The sequence below is a fragment of the Cupriavidus sp. genome, assembly GCF_057315035.1.
The window spans coordinates 91176-114730 of record NZ_DBHKYV010000024.1 but is presented as its reverse complement, the minus strand read 5'-3'; the positions used below and the strand labels follow the sequence as shown (position 1 = coordinate 114730).

Below are 23555 nucleotides of genomic sequence, written 5' to 3'. Positions count from 1 at the left end.
TTGTTACAGCGAATCGAGACAAGGCGGAGTCGCGAGCGCCATCTCGCGAGGGGGGCCGGCGGCGCGTTGCACGCGTTGCCACAGTTGCGCCAAAGCGAGTTGCCAGGCGGAAGTCATGCTGCGCGGCATAGTGCCCAGCGCGATGGCGCGGGCAGCCTGGTCAAGCAGCCAAGCCACGCCGAGCGGTCCGTCGACCTCCAGCGTTGCCAGCCAGGTCGATGGTGGAGCAAGCAATGTCCGGGACGGTGGCTGCGCCAGTTCGCGGCTGGCGGCCGCGCTTGCGGACCAGGAGTGGTCATCGTGGCGATGCCCGGGCATCACCAGTGCCGGAGTCCAGGTAACAGGGCCGAACGTGGCATCGAGCGACAGATACCCCGAAGGCCATCCAAGCGTCATGCGATGCATGATCATGCTGTGCATGTCGGGATCCTCCGGGTCGAGATAATCCTGAAGCTGCAGCAACGCTTCGGCACCGGGCCACAGCAGGCGCAAGTTCTGGAAAGCATGACCGGTGGGTTTGCCACAGCTCGCCACCTCGACCATGTCGGGCGCAATGCCGGCCGCCTGCGTCAGCAGGTCGAGACTCGAATAGAGCAATTGGCGGCTGGTGGCCAGGTGGGCCAGAGCGGGGCTGGCGGAGCCGGTCGCGTCGCGCAGGCGCTGAGCGTACTCGATCCATGTGCGTCCGGCGGCGGTATGCGGGTAGTACGTGTTGATCCAGAACAGGCGGCCGACGCGCGCCGCGGTGGCCTGCAGGCGCTCGACCTCGCCGGGGTGCAGCGGGTGCTCCTGAATGACGTGCAGGCCGCGCTGCAGTAGCGCATCGGCCAGTACACAACCGTCGCCGCCCATGGCGCCGCCGCGCACGACCACGCAAGCGAGGTCAAGATCGGCGGGCAGCTGCGCAATGCTCGTGTAGAGCGGCACGCCGTGGCTATCCGCGAGCCGTCGCGCACGCGGGCTGCCGCGGGCCAGGATGCCGGCCAGTACCGGCGGTGGCAGCGTGGCATCCTTGGCATCCTGCATGAATGCATTCAGATAGGCTTCGCCGAACCGGGCGCCTGCGACCAGTACGCGAAGCGGCCGGCTCATGAGGTGACTCCGCAGTCCGCATCCCACGCATGCCAGAGCGCCGCAACGCGGGCCGCGCAGCCGGTATCCGTGACCAGATCCCAATGGTTCGCTTCCAGGCAGTGTTGCCGGATATGTGGGCGCTCATCGCCAGCGGACCAACCGTTCCAGTCGTGCTCGGCCGGTCGCCACTGGCTGGGCCGCTGACGCGCGTCGATGCGCAGGCATGGTACGGGCAGCGGCACGGGCTGGGGCGCCAGTGCGAGCAGGCTCATCAGATGCGCGACCAGTTCCAGGCGTTGCATGCCTTCCGCGCCGGCGGGCCAACTGCCGGCAGCGCGGGCCTGTGACAGGAACCAGTTGTCTTGCGCCGCCGCCGTCCAATGGTCGAAGGCCTCTGGCGGTTCGAGCCGTGCGGGACCCTGGCACAGCAGTCGCAGCATTGCTCCATGGCTGGCGCAGTCAAAATCCGCGCGGCAGACCGGGTCGATCAATACCACGCGCACCGCTTCGCCAGTCTCATGCAAGCGCCGGGCTACCTCGGCGGCCAGGAAGGTACCATAGGACCAGCCCAGCACGGTATATGGGCCGCGCGGCTGGATACGGCGCAAGGTTGCGAGATGGCGCCGTGCCAATGCACCTAGCGTGGCGGCAGAAAGGGCGCCTTCGGCGTCGAGCCCGTGGACGGTGTGACCGATGGCATGTGCCAGCGGCAGGTATGCGGCAACCCCACCGTCGGAGGCATGGCATGCGAACACGTTACCGGGACGCTCGCCGTGTGCCACCACATGGGTGTCCGCAGTCTCTCTGGACGCAGTTTCCGACATCGCGGCGCAGAAATCTGCCAGGCGCGGATGCTCGAAGATCTGCTGCAGCGTGGCCGGCGCCAGCCCCAGATGATTGATGCGGGCCACCATCCGCGTGGCGATCAGGCTGTCACCGCCGCTGCGGAAGAAGTCGGTATCGTCGTGTGCCGGTCCAGCCAGCAAGGTTTCCCACACCGCCCCTACCGCACGCACCAGCGCCGGATCGGCCATGGCATCGGTCCCCGGCGATTCCGCAAGGGCGGCCCCCGTTTTCGTGCCGGATTCCGAATGCACCGCAGGATCAGGTTCGGGCAGCCGCTCGCATTGCCGCCAGCGCAACGCCGGGAAGTCGGCAAACGCTGCGCGCAGGTGTGCCGACAAGTCGCTCATGTCGAGCCGTCCTGGCAGTTCCGCGCGCGCCAGTATCAGATGCTGGCGCCAGTCGGGGTTACCCGGTTCGGGCCATGTGAGCACCGTGGCCAGACCGGCGTCGTGCAGCGTTGTCGTCCATCCCGGCAGATCAAGCATCGGGTTGTTGTCGATGGCCCGGGCATCCTCGAGGCCGTTCAGCGTCTCCATGAAGCCGATACTGGCTCGCTGCAGGAAGCTGTCACGCGTGGTGGCCTCTACCAGGACAAGATGGCCGCCGGCCCGCAGCAGCCTGCGCAGGCGCTGCAGGCTACGGGTGGCATCGACTGCGTCATGGACCACATTGGCCGCGATGACGAGGTCGTAGCCTTGCGGTGGATGCACACTGAAATCGACCGGCCGGTTCAGGTCCAGGATGCCATATTGCATGGGGTGCGCATCGCCGAAGCGGCGACGCGCCTGGTCCAGGAACAGGCGCGAAACATCGGTGAAATGATAGAGGTCGATTTGCGCGCCCAGCGCAGGCATGAGCGCGCCGGTGGTGGCCCCGATGCCTGCGCCCACCTCGAGGATGCGCAAATCGTTGCGTCCGCTGCCGAGGCTGGCCACGACCACGCGCACGGCGTCGTTCAGCGCTGCGCTGACCGGATTGTCGCGATAGAACGCCTGCGCAACCAGGTCGTTATCTCCGAGCATCAACTCCAGCGCCGAAGCCCGGCCTGCGAGCAGCGCATCGTGAGTGGCCACGCAGCGGTCGAGGTATTGCGAGATGGTACGGAACCATGGCGCATCGGGTGTGGCGATTGGCGGCAATATCCGGGGAGAGGCTTGCGGCAGCGCGCGGAAGCGGCCGCCATCGAAGGCGAGGGTGCCATCGGCGCTCAGGCGTTCGAGCCACTGCCGCACCAGCCCGGCCCGCGACGGTGTGGCGCCGAGCCGCTCCATGACCGAGGCGAGGGTGTGTGCGTCGCCTGGGGCCATAAACAGGCCGTGGCGGTGCAGGGTTGCCACGATACCGGCGCGCGCGCGGTGTTCCAGCGCCTGCCACGCGCATTCATAGTCGGCCAGGGAGGCTCCATCGATCATGGGCAGTGCCGCGGTGTCGATGGCGGCATGCCGTGACGCCAACTCTGGCGGGGTATCGGACGCATCGCTGGCTACGATCCACGCAAGCGGGCATTGTCCGTCGGCGTTATCGCGGATTTCGGCGCGGCACACGCCGGCATGCCGGCGCAGGTGCGTCTCCACATCGCGCAGATCCAGTCCTGCGGGCCATGCTCCCGGCCAGCTACGCCGGGGCAGGGCCGTGGCATGCCGGTGCCATGCCACGGCAGGCAAGCCGTGTGGCGTGGACTGGCAATCGGGATGCGCGGCAATGGCGTGCAATGCTTGCATGTAGTCCGCGAACAGGTCCTCTGCCAGGCCGGGTGCCAGCACCTCGTCCATGCAATACCAGTGATAAACGAGGTCTCCGTTGATCTCCATTACCTGATGGTCGAGCCAGACCTGTGGGGTCTGTGTGGACACATGGACCGGTTCGCCCAGCCACTGCGACAGCGCCTGCCCGATGGGCTGTCCGTCCAGTGTCATGCCGAGCATGCTGGTAAATACCACCGGCATGGCAGGCTGGCGGTGGGGTGCGCCGGTGTCGGCATGCGTACGCACATAGCTGCGCAAGACCTCCACGCCATTGACGCCACGGTGCGCGAGCCGTTCCCATAGCGCTTCCTGGGTCTGCCCGATCAGGTCGCGCAGTGGGGTGTCGTTGTCGATATCGAAGTCGAGCAGGATCACCGATGTGAAATCACCGATCAGCCGGTTCACATCCGCATGCAACGGCTGGCGGTCGAAGAACGTCAGGTTCAGCGTGAAGTCGGGCCGGCGGCTGGCGCGTGCCAGCACACGGGCGAACACTGTGAGCAAGCCGGCCGACGGCGTGACGCCCCAACTGCGCCACAGTTCGCGCAACCGACTCCATGCGCGCGCGTCGATGCGTCCCTGGCGCGTCGTGACGTGCGGCGGACCATCGAGCACGGTATCAGCCAGCGGCAACTGCGGGGCGGGTGGCAATGTATGGATCACGCCCTGCCAGTAGCGCCACGATGCCTGCCATGCCGGCGTCGCGCGCTGGGCCTGTCCAGCCATGACATAGTCGCGAAAAGTCATGTCGAGCGGCTGCAGGGTTTCGCCCGCATAAGCCGCGGCCAGATCGTCCATCATCACCTTCAGGCTTTGCACATCGAACTGCAACAGATCGAGGTTCATGTGCAAACGCACACGACCGCCAGCCAGCCGCGTGACACGCACGTCGAACACCGGCCATTCACTGGCCGACGGCACCGCGCCGGCCATGCTCCGGCGGATATCCCGCAGGTTCCGGGCGCGTTCATTGGCTGAGCGGTCTTCCAGCGTCGCGATCTCAACGCGATATTGGGGTACCTCCGGCAGGACGCGCTGCATGCCGTCGGCGCCGACGACCGTGCGCAGCATGTCGTGCCGGGCGATCAATGCGTTCCATGCGTGTTCGAAGCGCGCAACGTCGAAACCGTCTGCGCCGGCGCCCCCTTCGACGGGACTGTCGAGATCCCATTCGAACAGCACGTGGCAAGCCATGCCGCCTTGCCCGATCAATCCGGTACGGCCGAGCCAATACGCGTGCTGGATTGGTGTGAGCGGGAATGGGGCATGCCGGTTGGCAAGGTCTGGCACCAGCGCCGGACTCGATGGCGCTTTGGCCGACAAGATGCCGGAGTCTGCTACCGCTTCGGCCAGCAGGATGCTCAGTCCCGCCAGTGTCATGTCGCGATATGCCCGCGCTGCGTCAAGGCGGATGCCGATGGCCCTTTGTACTGCGCCGCCGAGTTCGAGGAACTGTAGCGAATCGAGGCCCAGTTGTAGCAGGTCTTGCCGAGGTTGCAGTCGAGCGGGATCATCCATGCGCAGCTGTGCTGCAATGCGTTTGCGCAGCCACGCTTCAATGGCCAGCCGGTCGATGTCCCGCTGGCCGGTGATCGTTGGCGCCATGTCTTCGTCGCTACGCGCCTTGGCGTTGGCGACGCGGGAGCGCTGGTCCCGCATGGTGCCGTTGGCGGGCTCCAGTAACGGATGGGCGCCGGTCAGGCGCATGGCGATATGCGTAGCCGCGCCGCCGTTCATGGCCTGTTCCAGGTGCCAGCGGCCTTCCGCCGTTGTCAGTGTGCCCATGCCCGTGCGGGCCAGGCGCTGTTGCAGGCCCGGTTCGGCGGCGCGTCCGGTTTCACCCCATGCGCCCCAGACCAGCGAGATGATGGCCATGCCATTGCTGGAGTCGTTCAGGGCGTGCGGGGCGGGCGCCGCTTGCTCTGCCATGCCGTCGAGGTAGCCGCAGGCCAATGCATAGGCGCCCTGGCCAGGTGAGCCGAGCGTGGCGGCGGCAGACGAATAGAGCAGCAGGTAGCGGCCGCCGTGCGCTTGCAACGCGTCGCGCAGCGCGTCGGCACCGGCCGCCTTGACATCTGTCACCGCCGCGATGCGTGCCGGGGTCAGCTGCGCGAGCGGCGTATCGTCGATTACGGCGGCCGCGTGAATTGCGCCGATGATGCCGCCATCCGCATGCAGGGTGGCAATGCAACTGGCCACCTGCGCCGCATCGGCCGTATCGCAGGGCAGCCAGCGCAGCGTGCAGCCGTATTGTGCGGACAGACGCTCGCACCATGCGTTGCCATTGTCGTCGTGGTCGGACTCGCGCGGCGCAAGCATGGCGATGCGCGTTGCACCGTGCATGGCCAGCCACGCGCAGGCTACGCGACCCAGGCCGCCAAACGCCCCGGTGACCACATGCCAGCCCGTGCCGGATGCCCAGTCGGGCGCGAAGACGGTGGCGTGGGCCGGGGCCATTTCCAGCACCGGCGTGAACACCGTATCGTCGCGGACCACCACCCATTGTTCGCCGGCCGCTACAGCGGCGCGTCCCAGCGCCAGCGCACTCCCATCGTCAGTATCCGGTATGTCGATGACGGCCAGCGCGCGTTGTGGCTGCTCGGCGACAGCGACGCGCAGCAGCGCCCAGATGGCCTGATGCGCGGGCCAGACCGATTCGGTACCACGCGGCGCCCACGCGTTGCGTGTCACGATGGTCAGCGCACGACCGGCACAGTCGGTGCTACGGGCCAACATCGCGCGCAGCGGTTCGGCAAGTGTAGCCAGCGCGGAGGCTGGCACATCGATCGCGTCGACGAGGTACAGGTCTGCAACGTCGGCGCGTTCCACGGGCCGTGCAATCTCACGCCAGTTGCGCCGGAACCGGGTGTCGGGTGCGCACCGCGGCGGGGGCAGCGCTGCCCAGCGGTCATCGGCATCGGCGGCATCAGCAGCAGCAGCGGCGCGTGCCAGCACGATATGTTCGCTCATGGTCGCCGTAGCCGTACCATCCTCGGGCAGCCAGCATGTCTGCGCAAAGCCGGCTTCGCGGCATTGCGCAACCCATTGGTCGGTATCCAGGAACAGCTCGCCGCCACGCATGGCTTCGTCATGCAGCGGCGCTACCAGCGGACCGAATACGAAGTCGAACAGGCGCATTGGACGCGTGATCTCGCGCATCAGCAGATGGCCACCGGGGCGCAGTAGCGTGCCCAGCATTGCCAGGGTCCTTGCCACATCCTGCGTGGCGTGAATGACGTTGGCCGCCACGATCAGGTCGTACTGGCCCGCGTCGAATCCTTGTGCCGCTGCGTCCTTCTGCAGGTCGAGCTCGCGGTAGTCGACGAAGCCGAACCGGGCGAACTTGGTCTGCGCGCGCCGTGTAAACACGGCCGAGATGTCCGTGAACGTGTAGTGCACGCCGGCATGGGCGGCGAGTTTGTCTAGCAGCAGCGCGGTGGTGCCGCCTGTGCCACCGCCGACCTCCAGCACGCGGAACTCGCGCGCACGGTGCGCGCTCGCCAGACCAGCCGTCGTTGCGGCGGCGATCTGGTTGAAATAATGGCCAAAGCTGAGGTCGCGATAGAGTGCCTCCACGCCGGACTCGTCGGAGTCGGGGAAGATCACCGCCACGGGGTCCACATCGCCGCGCATGGCGCCGTAAAGCTGCCCGGCTGCCCGGGCTATGGTGTCGGCGATGACGTCATATCCTTCACAGCAAGCGCGCAGCGTTTGCAGCAACTGTTGCCGGTCCGCGTGAGGCATCGTGCCGCAGGCCACATATCGGCCGTCCGCGTCGCATCGATAGTAGCCATCGGCCACGCAACTCCTGAGCATGCGCGCCAGCAGTTGCCGGTACCTTGGCAACAGGCGGCCACGTCGCAGGATGTCGAGCAGCGTCACGCCGGCATCGATGTCGTTGCCCACGCACTCACGTACCATGGCATCGACGTATATGGCATGCAGAACCGTGGCGCAGTGTTCAAGCGTGGCCAGGCGTGCCAGATCCACCGAACTTGCTCCTGAGACCGCGGCCTGCCGGCCCGCCTTGAGGGCTGCATCGGTAGCGGCCCAGCCGTTGTTGCCGCCAGCGCCGGTATTGCTCCGCTTGCCATCGGAACCGCCGCCGTCAAACCAGTATCGTGCGGTATCGAATGGATATTGTGGCGCCGCGACGCGCGCGGCATCGCAGGGCAGCAGGCGCGACCATGGCAGCGTTGCACCGCCTGCGAACACGCTGCGTAACGCATCATCGAGCAGGTCGGCCGAGTCCTGCCCGCGTCGGGCGCTGGCGATCCATTGACAGGCGGGGATTTCGTCGCGGGGTGTGCGCGCAGTTTCTACGCGCTGCCCCATGCCGGTCAGTGGTGCGTCGGGGCCGAGCTCCAGGCATATCGTCACGCCGTCATCGAGCGCGCGGTCGAGCGACTGGTGATACAGCACCGGTTCACGTACATGGCGACGCCAGTAGTCCGGACGATTCAGGGTGTCGGTTTCGACCGTCTCGCCAAGCAGCGTGGACCACAGCACCACGCCGTTGCCGGGCCCGGCGCGCAGTGACCGCGCGGCATTCTCGAAAGTGTCGAGCATTGGATCGAGCAGGCCAGAATGGGCTGCACCGGGCACCGCGAGTCGTGCATGCCCGATACCATCGGTGTCCAGCGTCGATGCCAGTCGGTCGATGTTGGCAGCCATCCCGGTTAGCACGATATGCCGCGCCCCATTCCAGGCGGCCACCTCCACGGCGTGCGATGCAATATGGGGCGCAAGCGTGCCGTGGTCGGCAAACACGGCCAGCATCGCGCCCGCCGATGCGTGGACCTGCATCAGGCGCCCACGCGTTACCACCAGTGGCAGGATGTCCTCCGGTGCGTAGAAGCCCGCGACCACCGCAGCCGCATACTCGCCGACCGAATGGCCAAGCACGGCGTCAGGCTGCAGGCCCAGGTCTTGCCAGTGCGACGCCATTGCCAGTTCGAACGCGACGATGGCGGGCTGGGCGAAAGTCATGTCGGCCAACGCCGTGGCGGCCATTGGGTGGACGCCGTCCATCACGGCGCGCAACGGCAGCGGCAGGTGGGGATCACAGGCCGCGCAGCAGCGGTCCAGCATGCGTGTGAAGGCGCTGCTGTGCCGTGCCGGCGCGGCGCTCATGCCCGGCCATTGGGTGCCTTGGCCACCAAACAGCCATAACTGCCGGCCGCGTCCACGTCCGGTACGCAGCATGGCGTCGGAGCCGCCATTCGCGAATGCTTGTAACGCCGGCAGGGCCTGGTCGGATAGGCGCAAGGCCAGCCGGTATTCAAGATCGAGCGCGCGCCCATGCAATGCCGTGGCGGCCAGGCCGGCAGGCTTCGCGCCGGATTTCCACGTATCCGCGTAGGCGCCGGCGAGCTTGCGCAGCGCGGGTTCACTGGCCGCGCTCAGCAGCAGCGTCGGGTCATTGGGGTCATCGTCGGCAACGGTCCGCCTGGCCGGTACATGGGCCGATTGCACGATCACATGGCAATTGGTGCCACCGATGCCGAACGACGACACGCCGGCCGTGCGCACCGGGCGCGGCCATGGTTCGGGCCTGGTGACCACCGTAAAGGGTGAGTCGTCGATCCGTAGCGTCGGGTTCGGGGTCTGGAAGTTCAGGCTGGGTGGAATCGTGCCGTGATGGATGGCCAGGATGGTCTTGATCAGGCTGGCGATGCCCGCCGCGGTGTCGAGATGGCCGACGTTGCCTTTGACGGAACCGATGCGGCAGCGTGGCGCGTGCCGGTCGCGGCCGGCCAGCGCGCCGCGGAGTGCTTCGATCTCGATGGGGTCCCCCAGCGGCGTCGCGGTGCCATGGGCTTCGATCAGGTCGATATCGTCCGCATGGACGCCCGCCATGTTCATGGCTTCCTGCACGACCTCGCGCTGGCCAGCCACGGACGGTGCGGTAAAGCCGACCTTGCGATTGCCGTCGTTGTTGATGGCGCTGCCTCGCAGTACGGCGTATATGGTGTCTCCATCGTCGATGGCTTCGGCCAGACGGCGCAGCACCACGATGCCGAGTCCGTGCCCGGCATAGGTGCCTTGCGCCGCAGCGTCGAACGGCCGGCATTTGCCATCGGGAGAGAAGATCATGCCGGGCTGGTACAGGTAGCCGACGCCCATCGGAAACGACAACGCCACGCCACCGGCCAGGGCCATGTCGCATTCGCCGGCCTGCAGGCTGGCACAGGCCAGGTGCACGGCCACCAGCGAACTCGAGCACGCAGTCTGCACAGTCAGCGCCGGCCCGGTCAGACCGAGCTTGTGGGCGGTGCGGGTGGCAAGGTAATCCTTGTCATTGCCCAGTAGTGCCTGCATGCCGCGGACTTGCGATGGCCCCGCATCACGGAACATCGCCAGCGCCGGATAGGTGCTCAGGCGGCATGCGGCAAACACGCCGGTCCGGCAAAGCTCATTGCCGGGGGCATGGCCGGCATCCTCGAGCGCGTGCCAGGCAGCCTGCAGGAACAGCCGCTGCTGCGGGTCGAGCATTTCGGCGTCGGCACGCGAATAGCCAAACAGCGCCGCATCGAATTGATCCGGCGCATCGATCGGTGCAGCCATCGGGACGTAGCTCGGGTCGTCGATCTGGGCGGCATCGATGCCAGCGGCGTGCAGCGAATCGCGGTCGAAGGTGCGGCTGCATTCGACGCCGTCACGGAGGTTGCGCCAGAACGCAGCGGCGTCGGGCGATGCCGGAAAGCGGCAGGCCAGGCCGACTACGGCGATGGCGTTGCCTCGTATCGATAGTTCATGCTCCGCGTATTTCATCAGGATGGGTCTCCGAAAGGACAGCGGCTGCCGGAGTTGCTGCGCAAGCCAGGTGGGGAATAAGCCGGAAGATCGCCAGGCAACTTGCCAGTGCCAGTACAGCAAGCAGTGCCAGCACGCACCGGTAGCCGGTGAGATTGGCCAGTTGCAGCGCGCCAAGGGACATGCAGACGGCGACGGCGGCATCGATGGACTGGAACAGTGCATAGTCGGCGGCCGGGCGAGCCGGGCGCACCTGGTCCATCAGCACGCGGTAAACGACGACAAAGCCCGCGGCGGCCGCGAGATTGCCCAGTACGATCAGCACCTGCCAGCCCTCTACGCCGAGCATTGGATAAAGCAAGAATGCGATGGCAGGAATGGTGATTTGGCAAACACAGATCCATTGCAGCGCGGCACCGGGCGGCAAGCGCCGGGCCATCCAGCCGCCGGCAACAATGCCAAGCGCGCTGCCGCCGCTTGCAAAGAGCGCCAGCACGGCGCCGGTTTCCTGCAGGGACAGCCCAAGGTCGATCAGTAGCGGCGCTTCCAGCGCCATCATCGCGCGCATGGCCGGATAGGCGATGCCGGCCAAACATAGGGCTGGCCACAATGCGCGCAGCGTGCCGTGCAGTGCAGTGCTGGTCTCCGGCGGAGGCAGTGCGTGGCGGTGGGGCGTGCCGGAAAGCGGTCGGCAAAGTCGCAACGGCGGCAACAACAGCAGCAGCGACAGCATGCTCAGCGCCGCCAGCGCGGCCGTCCATCCACTGGCCTGGGCCACGGCCAGGAATAGCGGCGGGCAGGCCATATAGCCGATGTAGCTGCCGCCGACCTGTGCCATGCTGGCTAGCGGGCGTGCGGCCAGTTTGGTGGTGCCGATCACGATCCCATCGGCAAAGATGTCGTGCGTGGCCGAGATCGTAGCCAGTGCCAGCAGGGCTGCGACAACGTATACCGCGTATGCCGGCGTGCTGGCGGGAGTGAGCTGCCCGGTGACCAGCATGACTGCGGCCATCGCCAGTTGCAGCATGGCAAGGCTGCCGAGGTAACGGTTGCCGCGTAGTCCCACGGCATGCCGCTCGGCGGTTGCTGCCCATAGTCCCTTGAGTGCCCACGGCAGCATTGCCAGCGACAGGTAGCTCAAGGCGGCCAGGCTCCAGCCCTGTTGCCGGAAATAGGCGCCCGCGCCGCGCGCAATCAGCGCCGTCACCATGCCTTGGTGAATGTAGAAGCACCAGAACGGCACGCTCATGCCCCAGGCGGGATTCATCGCGTGGCTCCGTCATTGCCTGGGCCAGCATGGGTTGCCGGGAGGGTTGCCAGATGCGCCGCCAGCGCGCTCGGTGACGGATGGGAAAACAGGTCCGTCACCGCCAGCGGATAGCCGTCATCGTGCAGGCGTGTGTGCAACTGCACGAGATGCAGCGAACTGGCGCCGGCATCGAAGAAGCCGGTGCCGTCATCGATCGGATTGCCGACGATATCGCGGAACAAGGCTCGGATTCGCAACAAGGCTCCCCTGGTGCCGGTGCCGGCCGAAGGCTGTGTGGTGACGGTAGCGGCCGGGATTGGCGTATCGGGCGTATCGGGCGTAGCGGGGTGTGCGAGCGCCACCACGCGCGGAACCAGTTCGTCGAGTGGAAGCTGCCAGGCAGCCAGTGCCGCGTTCTCGTTGCTGGCCAGTCGGCGCAGCAGTGCTTCGTACTGTGCGAACATCGCGCGCAGGGCGGCCGGTGCGAACAGCGCTTCGACAACATCCCAGTTGAAGCACAGGTCGCCGTCCGATTCATACACCTGGTGATCGAGCCATACCTGGGGCGTCTGCGAGATACCCCAATTCGGCCGCAGCCAGGAACCCTGATGCAGGAAGCGACCACCGTCAAAGCCCAGCGCGCTGGTGAAGACGACGGGCATCGCGGCGGCAGGTGTGCCAGCTTCGCGAGCAATGTCGCGCATGACGCGGATGGCCCCGTAGTCGCGGTGGGTCAGGTCCTGCCACAGTTGCTCCTGCAGCCGTTGCGCGGTGGCCAGCCAACTGGCGTCAGGTAGCCACGCCAGCAGCATCAGCGAAGTAAAGTCGCCCAGCACGCGCTCGACATGAGGATGGACCGCCGGGCGGTCGAACAGCGTCAGGTTCAGCGTAAGCGCTGCGCGGGTACTCCACGCCGACAGCACGGCGCCGAAGGCACAGAGCAGCACCGCTGAAGGCGTCAGGCGCAAGGATGCCGCGCGCGATTTCAGCCGCTGCCAGTCAGCGGCCGCCAGCCGTGACGCGAGCCTTGTGAAACACGGTGGGTGAATTGCTGCCGGGTCGGCAAGCAGCGGCAATGCCGGTGCTCCGGGTAATACGGCGATCCGTTCGCGCCAGTAGCGCACCGACGTATCGGCTACCGGCCGGGCGTCGATCGCAAGCCGGCTCGCGCGGTAGCTGGTGTCGATCGGAGGCAGGCTGGCAGATGGATCGATGTATAGCTGTTCGAGTTCCGCCAGCAGGATCTGCATGCTCAGGCCGTCGAGCAGCAGGTTGTCAAGTGTCAGGTAGAGCCGCGTATGGCGGTGACCAGGGGTTTCGGCAAGTTGTATGTCGAAGACCGGCCAGTGGGTGGCGTCGAGGATCTGGCGCGACAGCCGTGTGCGCAAGGCCAGCGCATCGACGCTGTCCGGACCCGTGACAATATGGCGCGCGAGATGCAGTGGTGGAACCCGTTCCATCACCCGCAGTTGCCCGTCATACGCCACGGCGCGCAGCATGTCGTGGCGGCGTATCAGCGTATTCCAAGCTTGCTGCAGACGCTCGACATCAAGATCGATAATGTCGAACTCGACAAAGAAATGCGCCCCTACGCCACCGAGCGGGAAGCCGGGCTCGCGACCTGCCAGATAGGCTTGCTGCACATCGGTCAACGGAACCGGCAGGTAGCGATCGTTGGCGGCAGGCGCGCATGTATCGAGCGTCAGATCGCCGGTGGCAGGTGTAACAGGTGCGACAGGTGCGACAGGTGCAGTTGGGACCAGTGTCGCGGCAAACTCCGCGAGGGTCGGCGCGGTAAACAGGTCGGGCAGGGTGGCGCGGTAGCCGCGCCGCGCGAGTTCCCCAATCAGCCGCGTGGCCAGCAGGCTGTCGCCGCCGGATTCGAAGAAATGGCTGTCGCAATGTGGCGCCGGAAGGTTGAGCCATTGGGACCACAGCGCTGCCAGCACGCATTCGCGTTCACTGGCCGGGGGCTGCGTGACCGGATGGGTCGAAGCATCGGCATGGTTGGCCAGATCCGCCAATGCCTGGTGATCGACCTTGCCGTTCGCGGTCAGCGGCAGCGCATCGAGCCAGAGCAGGCGTTGCGGAACCATATATGCCGGTAGCATGTGCCGCAGTCGCTCGCGCAGTGCTTCCGCGTCTGGTGCATGGACGTTCCGCGGCGCGCGGAGCACGAAGCTGGCCACGCTGCCGTGATGCGCCACCTGTACGCAGGGCAAGGCCATATTGTTGAACAAGGTGTGCCAAGCCGAGGCCGGCAGTACCGCCGCTTCCTCTTCCAGCAATGCAGCGGTAATCAGGGCAAGCGCTGGCATCCTGCTTAGTTCCCGCACCTGCACCCACGCGCCCGGCGCGGCGAGTCGGACTGCGGACTGCAGCGCGTCCACGGGGTTGGCTTGACGGTGCAGCACATTGTTGAGTAGCACCACGTCGGCCTGATGACGACAGGCGGCGCTGGCCAGCGCGCCGGCCGGCAAGACCTGGACGTGTGGGTAGCCGCTCAACTGCGCGCGCTGCCGGAGCACGAAGTCGGGCGATGGGTCGGATATCGTGTACGCCAATTGCCGTGGCGTGAGCTGGCGCAGTAACTGTGCGGCCAGAAGTCCACCGCGTCCATGGGGTTCCATGAGCCGCACCGGTCGCCCAAGCGTGTGCGCCAGACGTGCAACAAGGGTTGCGCTTGCCATGATGGCGGCCTGTACATCGGCGCGTTGCAGCAGCAATGCTTCGGGCGTAAGCACCGGATGGTCGAGCAGTGCCTGTGGCATGACCCGTCCGGCGATGATGGCGTCGAGCGTATCGTGGAAGCCATCCAGTGCGGACGCGAGCGCATGGTCGGCCGGAGGTGCCTCCGCATCACGCAATGGGTACGGGTTCTCAGGTGCGGTGCGCAGCCAGTCGGTCCAGCGCGCCACCAATGGTGCAAACCGTGGGGCTACCCGAGGCTGTGCGGACCGTGCAAGATGGACACGCAGGAACATGGCCAAGCGCGCATCGTCGCTTGCATCGCATGCGGCCGATGTCGCCGATGTCGCCGATGTCGCCGATGTCGCCGATGCCTCCGGCGCCGGCAGGTGTGGTGGCGGTGTGTCGGCCTCGGGTAACGACGCCGGCTCGGCGGGCATTGCGGGGTCACATGGCATCGGCCGACCGGCGACCGCCGCGTCCGCGACAACGCATGCCGTGAGGCGCTTGTCGCGTTCTCCCAGTGCGATCGTGATGGCGCTGCGCACGCCGGGAATCGTCAGTAACGCCGCATCGATTTCGCCAAGCTCCACCCGGTGGCCGCCAAGCTTGACCTGGCGGTCGTGCCGCCCCAGGAATTCGAGCGTACCGTCGGGCCAGTAGCAGCCGAGGTCGCCAGTGCGATACCAGCGTTCGCCAGCCACTGCGACGAACTGCGCCTCTGTGCGCCGTGCATCGTTGTAATAGCCGGATGCCACACCGGCGCCGCCTATCCAGAGTTCGCCCGCCACCCAGTCGGGACAATCACGGCCTTCCTCGTCCACGACGCGGAATTTCTGGTTTGCCAGTGGCTGCCCATAGGGAATCGAGCGCCAGTGTGGAGGTAGCGTGCCGACTTCCTGCACATTCGACCAGATCGATGCTTCCGTGGCGCCGCCCATTGCCACCAGCAGGCCGTCGTGGCGCAGGCTTCGGTATCGGGCGGGCAGGTCGAGTCCGATCCAGTCACCGGACACCATGACGATGCGGAGTAGAGCCGGGTCTGTGCGCCCGACGCCCTCGGCATAGGTGAGCAGCATGTCGAATAGTGCCGGTACGCTGTTCCACAGCGTGATGCGATGGCGTGCGATGGCATCGCACCATGCGCCAGGATCGCGGCGCTGGCATTCGTCAACCAGTACCAGTGTGCCGCCGGCACCGAGCACACCGAAGATGTCGTAGACGGACAGGTCGAAATGCAGGGCGGACAGGCCCAGCATGCAGTCGCCGGGTCCCACCTCGTAGCGCCGGCTGATGTCGGCACAGGTATTGAGCGCGCCTGCGTGGGTGATCACCACGCCCTTGGGTGTGCCGGTGGACCCGCTGGTGAAGATCACATAGGCTGGCTGACTGGCGTCGCGCGCGGCGCCGGCCTCGCACGGTTCACCGCGCACCGCGGCTTGCCATGTCAATGCCAGTGCATCGGGCTCGACCGGGCGGCCTGCGCTGGCGCAGGTCAGTACGAGCCTGGCATGGGCATCGCTGCAGATGGCCTGGCGCCGCTGCATGGGCTGGTCGGCCGCTACCGGTACATACACCGCACCGGCATGCAGGATGCCGAGTGCCGACACGATCTGGCCGATACCCTTGTCCATGCAGATCGCGACATGGTCACCCGCGTGTACGCCATGGGCGCGCAACGTGCCGGCTAGTCGTTTCGCGAGCATGACCAGTTGGCTGTAGCTGACGACGTCATCGCCATGGATCAGCGCGATGGCGTCGGGCGTTGCGCTGGCGCGTGCAAAGACCGGATCGTGCAGGCAGCCCGCAGGCATCGGCGCCGCAGTCTGGTTGACGTTGCGGCGGATGTCGCGTTGGCGCGCGGGCATCGTGTCGGGCAGGGGACTTTGCCATGCGGAGGGAGGACCGTCGGCCATTGACTGCACCAGGGTCGTATAGCCATCGAACATGGCATCGACCAGCCCGGGCGGAAACAGCGCATCGTTGGCATCCCACTGCAGCACGGTCCGGCCGCCGTGCTCGTAGGCGAGATGATCGAGCCAGACCTGGGGCGTCTGGGAAATGCCCCAGTCAGGTTCGCCAAGCACCTGGTCCGGGTCGTGGCCGAACAGCGGGCGGCCGAGATTGCTCGTGAAAACGATCGGAGCGCCGTGCGGATGGCGATCACCCTTGCGCAGCGCGCGCAGGACTTCCACGCCTGACCACTGCCGATGCTCCCAGGCCTCGGTAAAGGCTGCCTGGTTGGCGCGGGCCATGGCGTCGAATGGCGCGCTGCCGGCTGCGAGGTCCAGCAGCACGATGTTGGTGAAATCCGCCACCATGGTGTCGACGGCCGGGTGCAACGGTTCCCGGTCGAACAACGTCAGGTTGAGCAACGCGCGCGAGGTGGCGCTCCAGCGTGCCAGGATCGTGGCAAACAGCGTGGCCAGTGCCATGGTCGGCGTGACGCCGCACGAGGTGGCGCCGGTGCGGAACCGCTCCCATATGGCAGGCGGGACCACGAACTGGCGTCGCGACATGCGCACCGGCGCGGTGTGGGCCATGTCCGCCGCCATTGGCAACGCGGGGGCGGGCGGCAGGTCGGGCAAGCGGGTCAGCCACCAGTCGCGCGCACGTTCGCGCGCGCTGGCCTGGGTATCCTGCCATTGGTGCAGGTAACTGCGGAAGTCGTAGTCGTCCGGCAGAGGCGGCAGGGTATGTCCGCCCGCCAGCGCCGCCAGTTCGGTGAAGATCTGCGTAAAGCTCGCCGCATCCGCCACCAGCAGGTCCAGGTTCACATGCAGACGGTGCCGGCCGCCAGGCAGCAGCGTGAGCTGGCAGTCGAAGGTGTCGCCGCGTTCCACGGCAAGCAGACGGTGACCTAGCCTGGTGCGCAAGGCATCGAGATGTCGCGCCACATCGGCATGCCCGGCACCACGCAGATCATGGACGGTCAATGCCTGCCACGCCGGTTCGGGTTGCCAGCGTTGCAGGCCCTCGGGCAGGAAACGCACGTGCAGCATCGGATGACGCCCGAGCAGCGTACGGATGGCTTGCTCCAGAGTTTCCGGCGCCAGGCCATTGCCACCCGTGAATTCCTGGTACAGGTGACAGCCAACGCCACCAGATGGCTGACTGGCATCGCGCCCGACAAGATATGCGTGCTGCACCGGCGTCAGCGTGAATGGTTGGCCATCGGTCATGCGCGGTAACGAGCCGGGACTGGCGTGGCCCGGACCTGCCGAGACCGTCTCGGCATCGGCGATTGCCAGCAGTTGTAGCCAGCCTGCCAGCGTGGGCGTGCGGTAGAGATCGCGCAGCCTTACCCGATAGCCGCGCGTACGCAGGCGGTTCACCCACGCCATCAGCTGCATCGAATCGATGCCAAGGCGCAGCAGGTTGTCGTCGTTACCTACCCGGGCGGGGTCGAGACGCAGATCGGTAGCCAGTGCCTGGTGCAGCCAGGCAGTCGTGTCGGCGCTCACGAAGTTCGGTGCGGGCAGGTTCATTATGGTTGGCAAAAGAGGTGGATGGAGCCGTGGCCTGTTCCTGCCGTCGCCAGAGGCATGCATAGCGGCCATCGGCGGCCAGCAGCTCGTGATGCTGACCACGTTCGACAATCCGCCCTTCGTGCAGCACCAGAATCTGGTCGACATGGCACAGGCTGTGCAACCTGTGGCCGACCATCACCACGGTGCGGTGGCGCAGGCTGGACAGATTGCGTGTGATCGCCGCATCGGTGGCGGGGTCGACGCTGGCCGTGGCTTCGTCGAGTAGCAGGATCGGGCTGTCCTTGAGCAACGCGCGGGTCAGCGACAGGCGTTGCCGTTCGCCGCCGGAGAGTGCGATGCCATCGGCACCGAGCACCGTGTCATAGCCCATTGGCAGTCTGGCGATAAACTCGTGTGCCTCTGCCAGCCGTGCCGCGGCCATGACAGACTCGCGTGTCGCATGGGGCGCGCCAAGGCGCAGGTTGTCGAGCACGCTGCCGGGAAACAGCACGACGTCCTGGAACATGACCGAAACCAGGCGGTGCAGATTGTCGGAGCCAATGTCGCGGAGGTCGGCGCCGCCAATCCGGATGGCACCACGGTCGATATCCCAGAAGCGGGCGAGCAGATGCAGCAGCGTGCTTTTGCCAGCGCCGCTGGCGCCCACGATTGCGGTGAGGCTGGCTTCCGGGAACACACACGAGATGTCAGCCAGCGATGTCGGCGCTGCTGGAGTTGTCGTAGCTGTTGCGGCATCGAGGTCGGCGTGGGCAAAGCCGACACGCTCCATCACGATGTCGAACCGCTGCGGCGCGATTGCCACGGCGGGCTCGTTCATCGGCGTCGCCTGCAGCAACGCCTCGATACGGGCCATGGCGCGCTGACCGAAGTGCAACAGCATTGCGGACAGGCCGATATCGTAGAGCTGGCGATACAGCGGCAGTGACAATACCGCGAACATCAGCAGTGTTTCACCGGTTAACCGATCCTGAACCACCAGCCATGCTGCCAGGATGGCGACTGCCACAAAGCCGCCTTCGGTGGCGGCACCGAAGGCCGCGATCCATGCGGCGGGACGTAACTCGAGCGCCAGCGTGTGCTGCAGGTGGCGGTCCAGCGCCTCGGCCAGGCGCCGCCAGCCATGGCCGAAGCGGCCGTTGTAGCGGTGCATGCGCAGACCGGCCAGATAACCGTGCAATTCCGCCTGCATCGCGCCGGTGCTGTCGAGCGCCTGTGCACCCGCGCGCGCGGCCATACGCTGCCCGCGGCGGAGGGCCAGCAGGGCCAATGGCAGCACCATGGCAGTTGCCAGTGCAAGCCATCCATCGATCCATGCAAGAAAGGCGAGCAGGAACATCATGGATGCCACGCCGCTTGCGAACACGCCCAGGCAATGTGCCCAGAGGTGTTCCACGGTTTCCATGTCGCTGTTCAGCCGAGCGCCGAGGTCGCCTTCGCGCGCATCGTGGAACCAGCCTAGCGGGAGTCGCAACAGATGGTCGGCCACGTGAAGCCGTGCGCCAGCCATCATCGCGTAGGTACCGGCGAAGATGCATTGCATCGACTGCGCACCGACTGCAATGCGAGCCATTGCCAACAGCACGAACGACGCGGCGATGACTGCGGTCGTATCCGGGACGAGGCGGCCGCGGATGACGTCGGCCAGCAACAGGTAGAGCAGTGGATAGGGTGCGGCGCTCAGCAGGCCGTCCAGCATTGCCAGCGCCAGTCCGACAGCGAGCCGCGGATCGCGCGTTGGTGACAGCCGGTATCCCGCGCGGAACAGTAGCGTGATCATCGGCGCGTCTCCCGCGCGACGGCGCCATGGCAGGACCAGAGCAGCCGGTAATGTTCGCAAGTTGCCAGCAAGGCGTCGTGCTGGCCGCAGCCGACGACGCGGCCGCCGTGGAGCACCACGATGTGGTCGGCATCCATGATCGTATGCAGCCGATGGGCGACAACGAGGACGGTACGGTTGGCGCGCAATGGTGCCAGTGCATGCTGCAGCAACGCTTCGTTTCCGGCATCGGCAAATGCGGTGGCTTCGTCGAGAATCAGGACCGGGGCGTCCTTCAGTAATGCCCGGGCGATTGCCAGGCGCTGGCGTTCGCCACCCGACAGCCGCGCGCCGCGCTCGCCAATCGGTGTATGCAAGCCAAGCGGCAGACCGGAGACAAGTGCCTGCGCCTGCGCGGTGCGCAGCGCGGCGCCGATCTCCTCCGACGTGGCGTGTGGGCGTGCGGGCAACAGGTTGTCGAGCACGGTGCCATGCATCAGTTCCACGTCCTGGGTCACCACCGCGATGCGTTCGAGCAACGCATCGAGCGGCCATTCGCACAGGCTGCGTCCGCCGAGCAGGACGTCGCCTTCCGAGGGATCGAATTCGCGGGCAGCCAGGCGCGCCAGCGTGGTCTTGCCCGCGCCGCTGGCACCCACGATGGCCGTCAGCTGGCCGGCTGGTGCCGTGAAGCTGATATCGGTGAGCGCCCGGCGGGCGCCATAGGCATGTCCGACATGGTGAAATTCGAGATGCAGCGGGCCGGTCGGCACGCATGCATCGGCTGGCGCAGTGAGAGGTGGTTCATCGAGCAGCGCGTTGATGCGTGCCAGTGCGTCCAGGCGTTGCCGTTGTTCGCCGATGACGAAGGTCAGCCGCAGCAACGGCATCAGGACTGCCGGTGCGACCAGCAGGAACAGCACGAAAGTCGCCACATCGAGCGTACCCTGGCCGATCCGCCAACTGCCAGCCACCGCCACGCTGAGCACTCCGGCGGACAGTGGCACGCTGAAGCAGCACCATGCCCATGCGCCCGAGCGTGCGATGCCCGCCACCCATTCCGCCGCGGCCCGGATCGGGTCTTGCAACGCGCCAAGGGTCCGGGTGGACAGGCCGAAGCTGCGCGCTACGTGGATGCCACGCACAAAGCTGCCGGTTTGCACGCTGATCCGTTGCTGCAACGCGGCCCAGTGCCGCAGGCGAGGGTAGCTCCGGTGCAACAGCATGGCTTGCGCCGCCAGCGCGACCGGTAGGGGTGCAAGCGCCGCTAATGCCAGTGGGGCATCGACGGCGAACAACCATGCCATGGCGACCACAGGAAGCACCGACGCGGCAGTCATGTCCGGCAGCAGGTGGGCAAGCAGGCCTTCCAGCATGCCAACGTCATCGGCAACGGTACGGCGCAAGCCGCTGGTCTGGTGACGATCGATCGTGCCGAGCGGTATATCGCCAAGATGCCGCGCCAACCGCAGCCGCAGCCGATGCATGGCATGTAGTGCACCAGCGTGTGCCGCGGCATGGCTGGCAGCCATCATTACCCAGCGTAGCGTGATGGCTGCCATGGCCGCGGTGGCCGTCATGGCCAGTGCGAGGGGCGGCGCTCCGACGCCTCCGGGTGTCGGAGACATTGGAGGCATTGGAGGCGTCGGAGGCAACAGTGACACAGCCATGCGGTACAGGCACCAGAGCGGCACCAGGCTAAGCGCGGCGGACGCCGCCGCGGCTGCCATGGCACCGGCCATCTGCCAGGGCGCCAGCCGGACCAGTGCGGCAAGTCCGAGTGGCGCAACCGATGGCTGTGCCCGACTCACAGGATGTCCCAGCGCATGTCGAGACCGACAATGCGTCCCATGTTGATGGCTGCAAGCGGGGTGGTGGGCCCTGCACGGAACGCCTGGGTGCGATAGATGCGGTCGAAGACATTGAGCGCATACGCGCCGATCTCCAAGCGCTTGTGCGGCCGCCACCCGATGCGAAGATCGACGACGGTGTACGACGGTTGCTGGAGCGTATTGGCAATGTCAAGGAACTGCGGTCCTGTCAGACGTACGGCCATGCCCGGGGTCACTGTTCCAATGGCGGTTGGCAGCGTGCCCTGCATGTTGAAATTGAGGCCGTAGCGCGGCACGTTGGGGACGAGGTTGCCCGACAACGCAAAGCCGTCGAACGAGCTGCCGGAGTTCTGGAATGCCGAACGATTGACATAGCCGCCGATGGAAACATTCAGGCGCGGATCAATTTGAGCCCGCACATCGAACTCGGCGCCATAGGCTCTCGCACGGCCAGCATTGCGCAACGTCTGCATGCCCATCGGCCCGGCATAAAGTTGCATGTCCTGCGTCTCGGTATCGAACAAGGCGCCGGTTGCACTCAGCCGGCCGCGATGAATGCGGCTGCCCAGTTCATAGCTGACCGAGCGCTCTGGACTGAAGGCATCGGTATCCATCGCGCCCCTGGGCGCCAGGTTGAAACCGCCGGGCTTGTAGCCCTGGGCCACGCGCGCATAGACGCGCCAGTCGTGCGCGAGCAGGTAGCCGGCCGACAACTGGCCGAGCACGCTGGTGCGGCTGTCTTGGTTCGTGGCCGTACTGCCGCCGGACTGTGTGACCTGCGTGTCAGCCTTGTCGTGCGATACGCGCACGCCGGCGCCGATGTCGATTGCACGCGTGACATGCCAGGTGCCGTCGGCATAGGCGGCAAGCGCGTCCTGCGAATTCTCCGACGAGGTTGCGCCAGGGTATGGACTGTAGGAGGACTCGCGCGCTAATGATGTGTGCTGGCGGTACAGGCCCACGACGCCATCCCACTGGCGCTGTTCCCCTTGCGTGGCCAGGCGGATTTCCTGGACATCCTGCCGCCAGCGCTCCGGAGAATTTACGACCCCCGGGCCGAACGCGAAGGTCCGTGAGAAGTGGAGGTTCTGCCATGCGGCAATGGCGGAGAGCGCCCAGCCGGTGCCGCGGTATGTCGTGCCGATCGATTCACTGTTGCTGCAACGGCGAATCTTTGGATCGGGAGTGCCCGGCGTTGCCACAATGGTCCGTTGGCGTAGCGCATCGAACGGGACGTAGACATCCTGGTAGGCGCTGGTGCATTCGCCCGAGAGTGCAAGATTGACTTCCCACGGCGCGCCTTCCGGCGCTAGCCGGAGCCGGGCCGCGCCGGCTTCGCTGCGGCTGCCGCCGAGGTTGTCGCTGCCGGTGGCCGGATTGAACAGGTTGCCGGGCTGGCTCTGGGTCAGCGCGGTGACGCTGCCAAACAGTCCGTTGGCCAGCTTGCCGTTGACCGCGGCTCTTGCGTTGTATCCGTCATGGCTCGCCACGCCGCCGCTGACGTAGGCCAACGGCGTGCCATCGGGCTTGTGGCTCGTGATGTTGAGGATGCCGCCCTGGGCGCTCTTGCCATACAGCGTGCCTTGCGGACCCTTGAGCAGTTCGACCTGCGCCACGTCGGCCAGCGCCTGGTAGGTGAATACCGGCAACTGCGGGATGCCGTCGACATAGACCGTCAGTGTCGGGCTATAGAAGTCCTGTGTCGTGACGCCGCGCACGGCAATGACCGGATAGAGCAGGCTGCCCCCCTGCGACATGTACACGCCCGGCAATACGCGATCGAGCTCGCTCGAGTTCCGTGCCTGCTGCGCTTCAAGATCGTGCTCGGCGACCACGGTTGCGGCGCCATCGAGACGGTCCAGCCGTACCCCGCGCTTTTCGGCACTGACCACCACTGCCGGCAACTGGCTTGTTTCCACGGAACCAGGCGAAGCCGCCAGCGCGCCACCGGCAATCGTTTGCTGGAACAGCAGCGCGGCCCCCGGGAACCCCAAATGCGAAAAATGCAGACCCTTCTTTTGTCTCATGCTGACCTGTTGTTCATGGTTTGTTTAAAGTCTTTGCAAGTTACTTTTCGGGCTTGCGCGGCGGGAGCACGATCCGGCAAGATGCAGCACG

7 protein-coding genes are annotated in these 23555 nt (G+C 66.3%); all 7 read right to left on the bottom strand.

Features of this window, described 5'->3' with window-relative positions:
- Window positions 1-3 precede the first annotated feature (3 nt).
- Genes ACO550_RS25000 through ACO550_RS24970 form a run of 7 tightly spaced genes read right to left on the bottom strand, consistent with a single transcriptional unit; the run spans window position 4 to window position 23464 of the window.
- On the bottom strand, window positions 4-1092 hold the full coding sequence (locus ACO550_RS25000) for a Gfo/Idh/MocA family oxidoreductase (RefSeq protein ID WP_315596508.1): 1089 nt from the start codon (window positions 1090-1092) through the stop codon (window positions 4-6).
- Window positions 1089-10439 carry a polyketide synthase gene (locus ACO550_RS24995; RefSeq protein WP_315596509.1) on the bottom strand — a complete coding sequence of 3117 codons (9351 nt, stop codon included), beginning with the start codon at window positions 10437-10439 and terminating at the stop codon, window positions 1089-1091. The genes ACO550_RS25000 and ACO550_RS24995 overlap by 4 nt, the downstream gene beginning before the upstream one ends.
- Window positions 10420-11688, bottom strand: coding sequence for an MFS transporter (locus tag ACO550_RS24990; RefSeq protein WP_315596510.1), 1269 nt, complete (start codon window positions 11686-11688; stop codon window positions 10420-10422). The genes ACO550_RS24995 and ACO550_RS24990 overlap by 20 nt, the downstream gene beginning before the upstream one ends.
- The gene (locus tag ACO550_RS24985; protein ID WP_315596511.1) at window positions 11685-17846 is read right to left on the bottom strand and encodes a non-ribosomal peptide synthetase; all 6162 of its coding nucleotides are present in this window, start codon (window positions 17844-17846) and stop codon (window positions 11685-11687) included. The genes ACO550_RS24990 and ACO550_RS24985 overlap by 4 nt, the downstream gene beginning before the upstream one ends.
- Window positions 17746-19626: an ATP-binding cassette domain-containing protein gene (locus ACO550_RS24980; protein ID WP_315596512.1), complete on the bottom strand. Its 1881-nt coding sequence runs from the start codon at window positions 19624-19626 to the stop codon at window positions 17746-17748. Before ACO550_RS24980 ends, ACO550_RS24985 begins: the two co-directional genes overlap by 101 nt.
- Window positions 19623-21416, bottom strand: coding sequence for an ABC transporter ATP-binding protein (locus ACO550_RS24975; protein WP_315596513.1), 1794 nt, complete (start codon window positions 21414-21416; stop codon window positions 19623-19625). The genes ACO550_RS24980 and ACO550_RS24975 overlap by 4 nt, the downstream gene beginning before the upstream one ends.
- The gene (locus ACO550_RS24970) at window positions 21413-23464 is read right to left on the bottom strand and encodes a TonB-dependent siderophore receptor (protein WP_315596514.1); all 2052 of its coding nucleotides are present in this window, start codon (window positions 23462-23464) and stop codon (window positions 21413-21415) included. The genes ACO550_RS24975 and ACO550_RS24970 overlap by 4 nt, the downstream gene beginning before the upstream one ends.
- Window positions 23465-23555 lie beyond the last annotated feature (91 nt).

Excerpts from the sequence above, each read along its gene's own strand:
- ACO550_RS25000 (WP_315596508.1), bottom strand. The coding sequence starts at position 1,092 with ATGAGCCGGCCGCTTCGCGTACTGGTCGCAGGCGCCCGGTTCGGCGAA.
- ACO550_RS24995 (WP_315596509.1), bottom strand. The coding sequence starts at position 10,439 with ATGAAATACGCGGAGCATGAACTATCGATACGAGGCAACGCCATCGCC.
- ACO550_RS24990 (WP_315596510.1), bottom strand. The coding sequence starts at position 11,688 with ATGAATCCCGCCTGGGGCATGAGCGTGCCGTTCTGGTGCTTCTACATT.
- ACO550_RS24985 (WP_315596511.1), bottom strand. The coding sequence starts at position 17,846 with ATGAACCTGCCCGCACCGAACTTCGTGAGCGCCGACACGACTGCCTGG.
- ACO550_RS24980 (WP_315596512.1), bottom strand. The coding sequence starts at position 19,626 with ATGATCACGCTACTGTTCCGCGCGGGATACCGGCTGTCACCAACGCGC.
- ACO550_RS24970 (WP_315596514.1), bottom strand. The coding sequence starts at position 23,464 with ATGAGACAAAAGAAGGGTCTGCATTTTTCGCATTTGGGGTTCCCGGGG.